An 11,163-nucleotide genomic window follows, 5' to 3' on the forward strand; every position below is an offset into this window, starting at 1 on the left:
CAGCACCGTGTCGCCGGGCTGCATCGCGGCGCGCCACAACAACGCGCCCCATGCCGTGCCGTACGAGATGGGAATGGGCAGCGCGGTCAGAAGCGGCAGATCGTCGGGCACGGGATAGACGGTGTATTCCGGCAAGGTCAGTCGCTCGGCATAGCAGCCCCAGCGCGCCAGCGCCACCACCTTGTCGCCGGGCTTGAACCGCGTGACCTTGGCGCCGCACGCGATGACGCGGCCCGCGGCCTCCGTGCCGGGCGCAAACGGCAGCGGCGGACGGCTTTGATAGCGTCCCTCGATGAGCAGCTTGGTTGCATGGCTGACGCTGGCATGCTCGACGGCGATGGTGACCTCGTCGGGCGCGGGCGCGGGCGCCTCGGGAAGCTCGCCGGGCAACACTTCCTCAACCGGTCCATGGCGGTGGCAGATCAGGGCGCGCATCAGCGGGCCTCCTTGCCGCATTCCGCCTGGCGCAGCACGCCGGCATGCAGCATGGCCTGGATGTCGGCAGGCGCGACGCCCCACTCGGTCAACACATCCACGGTGTGCTCTCCGACCGCCGGCGCTGCGGTGAGCGGCCGGCGTGACAAGGCCCCGGCCGCGCGCGCATAGGGCAGGGGCTCGCCGCCGGGCTGCGCCAGCGGTTCCAGCAGCCCGAGGTGCGCCGCCTGCGGATGCGCCGCCAGGCCGTCGTAATCCCGCACGTACGCATGCAGCACGTCCTCGCGCGCCAGGCGTTCCACCCAGTGCGCGGCAGGGTGCCGCGCCAGTTGTTCCTCCATGTCCCGATGCAGGCGCTCGCGCTGCGCCATGCGCCCCGCGTTGGTGGACAGGGCGGGGTCCGCCAGCCAGTCGGTTCGTTCGAGCGCGCGGCACAGCCGCGCGAACTGGTCGTTGTTCAACGCCAGCACGGACAGACGCGCATCCGCGGTGTCGAAGACGCCATTGGGGGCGCTGACTGCCACGGCCTCCCGCTGTCCCGCAATGCCATACGCAAGGATGTCGTTCACCTGCAAGGCCGCGCAGGCCTGCAGCAGATTCAGCTGCACATGCTGGCCGCGGCCGCTGCGCGCCTGCTGATAGAGCGCGGCGCTGGCTGCCTGCACGGCGTACAGCGCGGTGGCGATGTCCGCCATCAGGAGGCCGATGCGGCGCGGCTCGCCGGCGGGAGTCTGGTTGGCGAACATCAGGCCGCTGTCCGCCTGCATCACCGAGTCGGAGGCGGGCGCGTTGGCGTAGGGGCCGTCCGGTCCGTAGCCGCTGATGGACACGTAGATCAGCCCCGGGCAACGTGCGGCCAGGCTTTCGTAGCCCACCCCCATGCGTTCGGCGACCCCAGGGCGGAAATTCTGGATTACGAGGTCCGCGCGCCGCGCCATGTCCGCCAGCAGCACTTTGCCTTGCGGCTGGCGCGCGTCCACGCACACGCCGCGCTTGCCGGCGTTGTAGGCGATGGATAGTGCGCTCTGGTCGTCGCGTAGCACACCGACGTGCCGGCCCCAGTCGCCGTCTGGCGGTTCCACCTTTACGACGTCGGCGCCTTGCTGCCACAGCATCTGCGCGCAGTACGGGCCAGCGATGCCCTGGCTGAGGTCCAGCACACGCAGTCCGGAATAGGGGCCGCTGGAAGCGTCGGTGAACGGGGAGGGCATGGGCGGATGTCGGTCCAGAGCAAGGGTTCGAAGGCGATGAAGACGATGCTAGACTCGGCCGACGCATTGGACAATCCACCGGTTTGTGCCGGGAATGGTGAACCATGATTGACAATAAGCCGGACCTGAACCTCGTCAGACTGTTTGTCGCGATGGTCGAGTCGCGCAACCTCAGCGCGGCGGCGCAGCGTTGCGGCATGACGCGGTCGAACATGTCGCACCGCCTGAAGCGGCTGGAACTCGATCTGGGCGCGCAGCTGTTCCGGCGCACCACCCGGCATGTCGAGCTGACGCAGGCCGGCCAGTTGCTGTACCAGCACGGCATCCGATTGTTGGACGAGATGCGCGCGGTGCAGGCGGCCATCGACAGCCTGGATGGGACCGTGCGCGGCGATGTGCGCATCCGGCTGCCCACTGGCCTGGGCCACCTTTATCTTGCCCCCGTGCTGCTGGATTTTGCCCGTGCACATCCCGACATTGCGCTGCGTGTGCACATCAACGACGGGATCGGCGACCTGATCTCCGCCGAAGTCGACATTGCCCTCAAGATCACTTCGTCGCCGCCTGAAGATCACGTGGCGCGGCGGCTGTGCGACATTCAGTGGTGCCTGTGCGCGTCGCCGGATTTCCTGGCGCGCAACGGGCCGGTGCAACGCATGGAGCAGTTGGGCCGCTGCGACCTGATCGCGCCGCAATCGTTGGGCCGGCGCTTCGACCTGCGGCTCAATCAGGCGCATGGCGACCCGCTGATTCTGCGCGTCGCGCCACGGCTGCAGTCAGGCGACTATCCGTTTCTGCGCGATGCAGTGCTGGCGGGTTTGGGTGTGGCGCTGCTGCCCCGCTATGCCGTGTGGGAATTGCTGCGTGACGAGACGCTGGTGCAAGTGCTGCCCGCTTATGAGCCCGAGGGGGTGGGCAACGCCATCTACCTCCTTACCGCGCCCAACCGGTTCCCGTCCATGGCGACGCGCGTGCTGGCGGATTTCATCCGCGCGCACATCGAGCGGCATGCGCCCGATTGGCGTGGAGCAGCCGCGGTCGAATGCGCTTATGCGCCGACGCGATCCTGACCCAAGCGCGTGATGGCAGCGTGCACGTCATCCACATGCACCATCAGCTCACGCACCTGCCGCAACAGCGCGAACTGGTTCAGCACGGCGCTCCAGCGAGGCGCAACCAGCAACTGTTGCCACACCGGCGAAAGTGCCGACGCATCCGGCGCCTCGCCTGCGGCCAACGCGCTGGCGAAGTCCAGGCTTTCCTGCGCTGACAGCAGTTGCATCCGGCCAGCGGCATTCAGCAGCCGAGGCGCGGTATCCGCCGGCGCGTCGGAAAAGTAGAGAATCGTCCGGGCTAGATCAGCGTCGTCCGCCGACAGCGCCGCCAACGCCGCACCGCGCAGCCGCACCGGCCCCTGGTGGCTCTCGAACACATAAATGGTCTGCGCGTCTGCGTGCGCAAGCAACCGCAGACCGCGCAGCAAGCGGGGCAGATCGGTCGTCGCCGCGTCCGTTGATGCCTTGGCCTCGACCAGCAGGCACACATCCCATACCGGCGCCGCAGCGTCGCCGGCCGACTGGCGCAGCAGTGCCACGTCCCATTCGGTCTTGGCGCGGTCTGCGTTGCCGGGGATCGACGCCGGGACGTGCATTGACGTGACCACCCGATAACTGTCGCCCGTCCTTTGCGCAAGCTGCGTGGCCATTGCGGCAATGGCGCCTTCGGCCAACGCTTCAACGGCGATGCCGCGGCGGCGCGCGTCCAGCCCCTGCGCGGCGGCCTGCGGCGTGCCGGGGCGGGGACCTTGCCGTTGCCAAAGATGTTGATAGCGTTGCACCAGCGGATCCGTGGATAACGTCTTCATGCGGCGCAGACGCGCCAAGGCGGGGTCATTCAGCAACCGGTCCAGCGGCGCGGAAATCGCCGGGCTTGTCGCGGCATCCGAGGGCTGCGCCGCAAGCAGGCGCTCGGCACCTTGCGTCAATGCCGCCCAGTCCTCGGCCGCCGCCGCCGCATGCAACGACGTCAGCGCGACCACCAACGGCCCGGCCGGCATCCCGCGGCGCTTGCCGGGATGCGCAAACGCATCGACCGCAGTACGTATCGCGCGCCGGTCCGCCTGGGCGTGCGCCGACAACGACGCGTATTCGCGCACCAGAGGGGATTGATGCCGCAGCACCATGGCCTGAAACGCAGAATCTCCGCCGCGCTCGCGCAGTGCGTCCCGAATCAGTTGCGAGAGCGCGTCTACGAACAGGCGTTCACAGGCGGATGACGGCGCTGCGTCTGCACTCAGCGCAACGCGGGCCTGTTCGATGGCGATGGCAAGCGCCGTCGCCGGGTCGGAAACTTCAAGCCCGCTGCGGGCCGCGGGCAGCGGACCCACGCGATAGCGACGCGGGATGGCGCGCAGCGTCAGGTCCAGCAGGGAATGCGGCAAAGCAGGGGGCATGAAGGTTCCGCGTCATGGCCGTCCTCGCTACCAAGGCACGATCGACAAGGCGACCGAAGCGACAACGACCACGACAATAATCGCGAGGATGTGATTGGTACGCATATTCTCTCCTTTAAGCCACCGTTCAACACTACCGGCATCCGTTGCCCCGCGTCTGCAACTGAACTTTTAATTCCTCATCGGATGTTAGCGGCGCGCTTTTGGATCGCTTTTTCTGCGTTGCCGCGAGGTATAACCGAAAACTGGCAGCGGCGAAATTCTTGCGCCGCGCCGATCGGGAGGTGCCATGCGCGACATCGTGCAATTGCGTCCGGAAGGCCTGTATTGCCCAGCCGGCGGCTTTCATATCGATCCGTGGCGGCCCGTCGAGGTCGCCGTGCTGACGCATGGTCATGGCGATCATGCACGTTCCGGCATGGGGCGTTACCACACCAGCGCCGAAGGCTTGCCCATCCTGCAATGGCGGCTGGGCGACCAGGACTACCGGGTCCATGCATATGGCGAAGTCTTCACGTTGGGTAATGCGCGCGTGTCGCTGCATCCGGCGGGCCATGTGTTGGGATCGGCGCAGGTGCGCATCGAAGTCGATGGCGAAGTCTGGGTCGTGTCCGGCGACTACAAGCGCCAGCCCGATCCGACGTGCAGCCTGTTTGAAGTCGTGCCCTGCGACACCTTCATCACCGAGGCCACCTTTGGTCTTCCTATCTACCGTTGGCCCAGCGCCTCGGACGTGGCGCGCGACATCGTGCAATGGCGCGACCACTGCGCCGCGCGCGGCGAGGCCGCCATTCTCTATTGCTACGCCCTGGGCAAGGCGCAGCGCGTGCTGGCCGAACTGATCCCCTTTGCGGACCGGCCCGTCTACCTGCACGGTGCGATCGCCGCGGGGGTGGACGTCTATCGCAAGGCCGGCGTGCCGCTCGCCGACACGCGCCTGGTCATCGACGCGGATGGCCCTTCCGCGGCCTCGGGAACGGGATTTGCTGGAGAGCTGATCCTGGCGCCGCCGTCGGCGGCGGGCAGTGCATGGCTGCGGCGCTTCCGCAAGGCGCAGCATGGCTTCGCGTCCGGCTGGATGCGGCTGCGCGGCAACCGCCGGCGCCGCAACATGGACCGCGGCTTTGTCGTGTCGGACCATGCCGATTGGCCTGACCTGCTGCGCACCATCCACGACACCGGCGCCAAGCGTGTCATTGCCACGCACGGCGACACCGAGGCGCTGGTGCGTACGTTGAATGAATCCGGCATCGCCGCCGAGACGCTGGTGACGCAGTATGGCGAAGACGATTAGGGCTGCCATCGAACGAAGATCGACAGGGGAACGGACGCAGGCATGAAGCGATTCGCGGCGTTGTATCAGGAGCTGGACCGCAGCACCGCCACGTTGGATAAGCGCGCGGCGCTGGTGGCGTACTTCCGCGATGCCCCGCCGCGCGACGCGGTCTGGGCGCTGTATCTGCTGGCCGGCGGCAAGATCACCAGCACACGTAAGAAGATCGCGGGGGTTGGCGAGTTGCGGGCCTGGGCGGCCGACGCTTCCAGCACTGCGCCCTGGCTGCTGGACGCCTGCTATGACCAGGTCGGCGACTTGGCTGAAACTCTGGCGCTGCTCGTCCCGGATCCGGAAGTGGCCGCGCCGGATCGCGGCCTGGCTGACTGGATCGAAGAAATTCTCTTACCCGTCGCGAACCGCGACGAGACCGAGCGGCGGGAGGTGGTCGTCTCGGCCTGGCTGGGCTTGCCCTATGCAGAACGCCTGGTCTTCAACAAGCTGCTGACCGGCGCGCTGCGCGTCGGCGTGTCTCAGCGCATGGTGCAGCAGGCGCTGGCCGAAATGTCGGGGGTGCCCATCGCCCGCATTGCGCAGCGCATGCTGGGCGCGTGGTCGCCCAGCCCGGCGTTCCTGCGCGATCTGCTCAGCGCCGAGGAACTGCCCGGCGACCGCCAGCAACCGTATCCGTTTTTCCTGGCGTCACCGCTCGAAGGCGATCCCGCCGTGCTTGGGCCCATCGACGAATGGCTGCTCGAATGGAAGTGGGACGGCATCCGCGCGCAGCTCATCCGGCGGCGTGGCGAGGTGTCCATCTGGTCCCGTGGCGAAGAGCGGCTGGACGGCCGCTTTCCGGAAGTTGAAACGGCGGCCGCCGCGCTGTACGTGGACTGCGTCATCGACGGGGAACTGCTGGCCTGGCAGGACGGCAACACGGACCCCATGCCGTTCTCGGCCCTGCAGACCCGCATCCAGCGCCTGAAACCCGGTCCCAAGTGGCTGGCCGAGGCGCCGGTGCAGTTGCTGGCGTATGACCTGCTCGAACTTGAAGGCGAGGACCTGCGCGAATTGCCGCAGGCCGAGCGCCGCGAGCGCCTGGAGGCGCTGCTGCGCCGCCATCCCGACCCACGGCTGCGGATGTCGCCGGCCGTCGCGCCGGCAAGCTGGGACGAGGCCCACGCGCTGCGCGGCGAATCGCGCGAGCGCGGCGTCGAAGGCTTCATGCTCAAGCGCCGCAGCGCGCCATACCAAAGCGGGCGGCGGCGCGGCGACTGGTGGAAGTGGAAGATCGACCCGCTCACCATCGACGCCGTGCTGCTGTACGCGCAGTCGGGCCACGGCCGCCGAAGCACGCTCTACACCGACTACACCTTCGGGCTGTGGGAAGGCGACGCGCTGGTGCCCATTGCCAAGGCCTACTCAGGCCTGGACGATAAAGAGATTCTGGAACTGGACCGCTGGCTGCGGGCGCACACGCGCGAGCGCTTCGGTCCGGTGCGCTCGGTCGAACCGGTGCAGGTGTTTGAACTGGGCTTCGAAGGCGTGAACATCTCCAAGCGTCACAAGTCCGGAATCGCCGTGCGCTTTCCGCGCATCCTGCGCTGGCGGCACGACAAGCCGGCGGATCAGGCTGATCAGCTGGACACGCTGAAGGCGCTGGCACGATGAGCGGCACGGCCCGGGGCAGGGATGCGCCGCTGGTCGCGTGGTTTGCGGCGCGCGGCTGGAAAGCCGCGCCTTTTCAACGCGAGACGTGGCGCCGCTATCTGGACGGCGAGTCGGGCCTGCTGCACACGCCCACCGGCAGCGGCAAGACGCTGGCGGCATTTGGCGGCCCGTTGCTTGAAGCGCTTTCGGAAGACATGCCGGCAAAGGCGGCCACCGGCGAAGGTCCGCGCGTCTTGTGGGTGACGCCGCTGCGCGCGTTGGCTGCGGACACGACGCGGGCCTTGACGCAGACGGCGGCCGAACTGGGCATTGACTGGACCGTTGCGCTGCGCACGGGCGACGCCAGCGCACGCGACAAGCGGCTGGCGCGGCAGGGCAAGGCGCACGTGCTGGTGATCACTCCGGAATCGCTGGCGCTGCTGCTGTCCTATGCAGACGCTTCGATGCGCTTTCGCGCCTTGCGCTGCATCGTGGTCGACGAATGGCATGAACTGCTGGGCAACAAGCGCGGCGTGCTGCTGCAGCTATGCCTGGCGCGGGTCCGCAAGCTGTCGCCGGCGGCTCGAACGTGGGGGTTGTCCGCCACGCTGGGCAACCTGGATGAGGCCCGCGCAGTGCTGCTGCCGCAGGCGCCCGAAAGCGCCCTGGTGGCCGGCGCCAGGCCGCGCAAGATCCAGATCTCCACCTTGCTGCCTGAACGCAGCCGTGCGCTGCCGTGGGCGGGCCACCTGGGGCTGTCGCAGCTGGAACGGGTCTTCAAGCGGCTGTTCGATGTGCGCGCAACGCTGCTCTTTACCAACACGCGGGCGCAGGCCGAGCTGTGGCACCGCGCGCTCGAATCGATCTGGCCCGAGGATCCGCGCACACTCGCGCTGCATCACGGTTCGCTGGACCCCAAGCTGCGCGCCATAGTCGAACAAGGGCTGCGCGACGGCACGGTGCGCTGCGTCGTGGCCACGTCCAGCCTGGATCTGGGCGTGGACTTTCCGGCGGTGGATCAGGTGCTGCAGATCGGCAGCCCCAAGGGTGTCGCGCGGCTGTTGCAACGCGCCGGCCGCGCCAAGCACCGGCCCGGCGAGTCCGGCAACGTGGTCTGCGTGCCCGCGCAGGCGCTGGAACTGATCGAGTATGCCGCGGCCCGGCAGGCGATCGCGCGCGGCGAGATCGAGTCCCGCGTGCCGCCCATCGGCAGCCTGGATGTGCTGGCGCAGCACGCCGTGACGCTGGCGCTGGGTGGCGGCTTCGAAGCTGGCGATCTGTTTGAGGAGGTGCGCGGCACGCATGCCTACGCCACGCTCGACGCCGCGACCTGGCAGGCCGTGCTGGATTTCATCGTGCAGGGCGGACGCGCGCTCGCGAAGTATCCGGACTATCACCGCGTCGTGCGCGATGAAGACGGCTGCTATCGCGTGCATGACCGGCGCATCGCATTCCGGCATCGGCTGTCCATCGGCACCATCACGTCCGACGGCGCGGTGGCGGTGAAATATCTGCGAGGCGGCGGCCTGGGATCGGTCGAGGAGGGCTTTCTGGCGCGCTTGCGGCGCGGCGACCGGTTTCAATTTGCCGGGCGCACGCTGGAACTGGTGCGGCTGGAGGGCATGGTGGCTTACGTTCGGCGGGCAAAGGGCGGAGACGGACCCGTCGCGACCTGGCAGGGCGGACGCATGCCCTTGTCCACGCAATTGGCGAGCGAGGTCGAGAGCCTTTACTCCCATCCCGGCGAGCATCCGGAGATGCGTGCCGTTGCCCCGCTGCTCCGCATCCAGGAACAGGCCAGCGCGCTGCCCGACCACGGCCGTCTGGTGGCCGAACTGATCAAGACGCGGCGCGGCTCGCATCTGTTCCTGTTTCCGTTTGCAGGCCGCGCCGTGCATGAAGGCATCGCTGCGATGGTCGCCCTGCGCTGGGGCCGGCGGCAGGCCAACACCATCTCCTACACCGTCAACGATTATGGCCTGATGCTGACGCTGGCGGAACCCGCAGCCCTGGACGACACGCTGCTGCGCGCACTGCTCAGCCCGGACAACATGGCCGACGACCTGCGCGAAGGCGTCAATCTGGGCGAAATGGCGCGCCGTCAGTTTCGAGAGATCGCGCGTGTCGCGGGGTTGTTGACGCCATCGCTGCCGGGGCCGGCGGCGCGTTCGCTGCGGCAGGTGCAGGCCTCCAGCGGGCTGCTCTACGACGTGCTGCGCCGCTACGATCCCGATCACCTGCTGTTGGCGCAGGCCGAGCGCGAAGTCTTTGAACTGCAACTGGAGGCGCCTCGCCTCCTGGCGGCGCTGCAGGACTGCCAGCGGCGCGAGCTGGCCTTGCGCGAGCCGCGCGCGCTCACGCCGCTGTCGTTTCCGCTGTGGACGGAAAGCCTGCGCGGGCAGCTCAGCACCGAAACCTGGCAGGCACGAGTCAAGCGCGCCGCCGAGCAACTGGAGAAGCGGTATGCGCGAATCGCCTGAGGCGGGGCTTGCGATGGCGCTGGCAGGCGAGCCTGTCGTCCTGCTGGGGGCGCGCGCGCTGCACTGGCCTGCGCGATCCCGGCTGGTGATCGCCGACCTGCATCTGGGCAAGAGCCACGTCTTTCGGCAGGCGGGCATCGCCGTGCCGCGCGGGGCGACGATGGACGACCTGCGGCGCCTGACGGACCTGATCGCCGCGACGGGCGCCACGGAGCTTTTGATTGTGGGCGACGTCCTGCACGGGCCCGCCGCGCAGGCCGCGTGGCGCGATGCGTGGATTGCGTGGCGCGAGTCGAATCCGGACGTGGACGTGGCGGTGCTGGCCGGCAACCATGACCGCGCGCTGGACGCCCCGGCGCTGGGCATGCGCCAGCTTGGCGAGGCGTGGGCAGATGGCCCGTTCCTGTTCCGCCACCTGCCGACACCGGACACGCAGGGCCGGCACGTGATCGCCGGCCACGTCCACCCGAAAACGCGTGTGCCGGGCGTCCCGCGCAGCTGGCCCGCGTTCTGGCTGCGTGAAGGCATCACCGTGCTGCCGGCGTTTTCCGATTTCACCGGCGGCCATGCGGTGCAGGGCGGGCAGGGGGCTTCGTTGGTCGCTTGCGTGGAAGGCGATGCGTTGCCCTTGGGTTGGACGCCGCCGAAGCGGTGATGGGCACGGCGCTTGCTGTCCGGGGACATAACCCAACGCAGCACCTACGCATCGCCATGACCGAACGTTCCGACCCGTCACCTCAACGGCATTTCGCGCACCAACGATTGAATCAGGTCCTATCCGACGCCCAAGCGCCGTTGGATCCCGGCCGTTGGCTGCGCGTCCTGGTGGAACACGGATGCGATCAACTGCCCTTGCCGGCGTCGGGCCAAACGTTGGATCGGTGGCGCGCGTTGGCGCGCGTGGCCGAGGTGGACCTGAGTCTGGTCAAACTCTACGAAGGACACACCGATGCGCTCGCTATCCTGGCGGAACTGCGTGCGCCTGCTGCACCTGCAAAGAGCCGCTGGGCGGTGTGGTGCGCGGAGCCCCCGGATCATCGCGTGCAGATCATTCCGCAGCCCGATGGCACGGCGGTGCTGCAAGGCACCAAGGCGTGGTGTTCCGGCGCGGCCGCCGTCACGCATGCGCTTGTCAGCGGATGGAATCCGGCGGGCGAGGCCTGTCTGGCCGCGGTGGCAATGGATCAGGACGGTGTGCAGGTGACCGATGCCGGCTGGCATGCCGTGGGCATGCGCGCGTCGGCAAGCGTGGACGTGGTCTTTCGAGACGCGCGGTGTGCGCTGGTTGGCGAGCCTGGCGCGTACGTGCATCGCCCGGGATTTCTGCACGGCGGCGCCGGTATCGCGGCGTGCTGGTACGGCGGGTTGCTGCACATTGCACAGACTTTGCACCGGGCCATGCCCAGGCATTCCGCCGACCCGCATCGGCTGGCGCATCTGGGCGCCATCGACGTCGCCCTGGCGCAGGCCCGGGCCGTGTTGCGGGAGACCGCCGCCGAGATCGACGCGCATCCGCGGGACGCGTGTGCGTTGGCCTGCGCCCGCGCGCGGCTGGCCGTGGAAGCGGCTGCGTCGGTGGTGGTGGAACGGGCCGCGCGGGCGTTGGGCGCGGGTCCGTTGTGCCGCGACGCGGACTTTGCGCAGGTAATGGCCGATCTGCCCGTG

At 68.5% G+C, this 11,163-nt stretch carries 9 protein-coding genes; 6 read left to right on the top strand and 3 right to left on the bottom strand.

The window, feature by feature from the left end:
• Positions 1-435 (bottom strand): alcohol dehydrogenase catalytic domain-containing protein (locus B3446_RS16755; protein ID WP_291383508.1); only part of this gene is annotated, 435 nt, incomplete at its 3' end.
• The gene (locus B3446_RS16760) at positions 435-1,646 is read right to left on the bottom strand and encodes a CaiB/BaiF CoA transferase family protein (protein ID WP_291383510.1); all 1,212 of its coding nucleotides are present in this window, start codon (positions 1,644-1,646) and stop codon (positions 435-437) included. The genes B3446_RS16755 and B3446_RS16760, both read right to left, overlap by 1 nt.
• 104 nt (positions 1,647-1,750) lie before the next feature.
• On the opposite strand from B3446_RS16760, the gene B3446_RS16765 reads away from it, so the two are divergent.
• The gene (locus tag B3446_RS16765) at positions 1,751-2,716 is read left to right on the top strand and encodes a LysR family transcriptional regulator (RefSeq protein ID WP_291383512.1); all 966 of its coding nucleotides are present in this window, start codon (positions 1,751-1,753) and stop codon (positions 2,714-2,716) included.
• Here B3446_RS16765 and B3446_RS16770 read toward each other — a convergent pair.
• Positions 2,695-4,098: a 3-deoxy-D-arabino-heptulosonate 7-phosphate synthase gene (locus tag B3446_RS16770; RefSeq protein ID WP_291383514.1), complete on the bottom strand. Its 1,404-nt coding sequence runs from the start codon at positions 4,096-4,098 to the stop codon at positions 2,695-2,697. The two genes, B3446_RS16765 and B3446_RS16770, sit on opposite strands and share 22 nt — an antisense overlap.
• Positions 4,099-4,387: 289 nt before the next feature.
• Here B3446_RS16770 and B3446_RS16775 point away from each other — a divergent pair, with 289 nt between their 5' ends.
• The 5 genes from B3446_RS16775 to B3446_RS16795 all read left to right on the top strand — a co-directional run.
• Positions 4,388-5,392, top strand: coding sequence for a ligase-associated DNA damage response exonuclease (locus tag B3446_RS16775; protein ID WP_175125251.1), 1,005 nt, complete (start codon positions 4,388-4,390; stop codon positions 5,390-5,392).
• A gap of 42 nt (positions 5,393-5,434) precedes the next feature.
• Positions 5,435-7,039 carry an ATP-dependent DNA ligase gene (locus tag B3446_RS16780; RefSeq protein WP_191578763.1) on the top strand — a complete coding sequence of 535 codons (1,605 nt, stop codon included), beginning with the start codon at positions 5,435-5,437 and terminating at the stop codon, positions 7,037-7,039.
• Positions 7,036-9,498, top strand: coding sequence for a ligase-associated DNA damage response DEXH box helicase (locus B3446_RS16785; RefSeq protein ID WP_291383518.1), 2,463 nt, complete (start codon positions 7,036-7,038; stop codon positions 9,496-9,498). Before B3446_RS16780 ends, B3446_RS16785 begins: the two co-directional genes overlap by 4 nt.
• Positions 9,482-10,153: a ligase-associated DNA damage response endonuclease PdeM gene (gene pdeM / locus B3446_RS16790; RefSeq protein WP_291383521.1), complete on the top strand. Its 672-nt coding sequence runs from the start codon at positions 9,482-9,484 to the stop codon at positions 10,151-10,153. Before B3446_RS16785 ends, pdeM begins: the two co-directional genes overlap by 17 nt.
• Positions 10,154-10,209: 56 nt before the next feature.
• Positions 10,210-11,163, top strand: a 954-nt coding sequence (locus B3446_RS16795; protein ID WP_291383523.1) for an acyl-CoA dehydrogenase, incomplete at its 3' end; no start/stop codon positions are given.

Origin of the sequence: Achromobacter sp. UBA5777 (assembly GCF_002418565.1) — a bacterium.
Taxonomy (GTDB): Bacteria; Pseudomonadota; Gammaproteobacteria; order Burkholderiales; family Burkholderiaceae_B; genus Achromobacter; species Achromobacter animicus.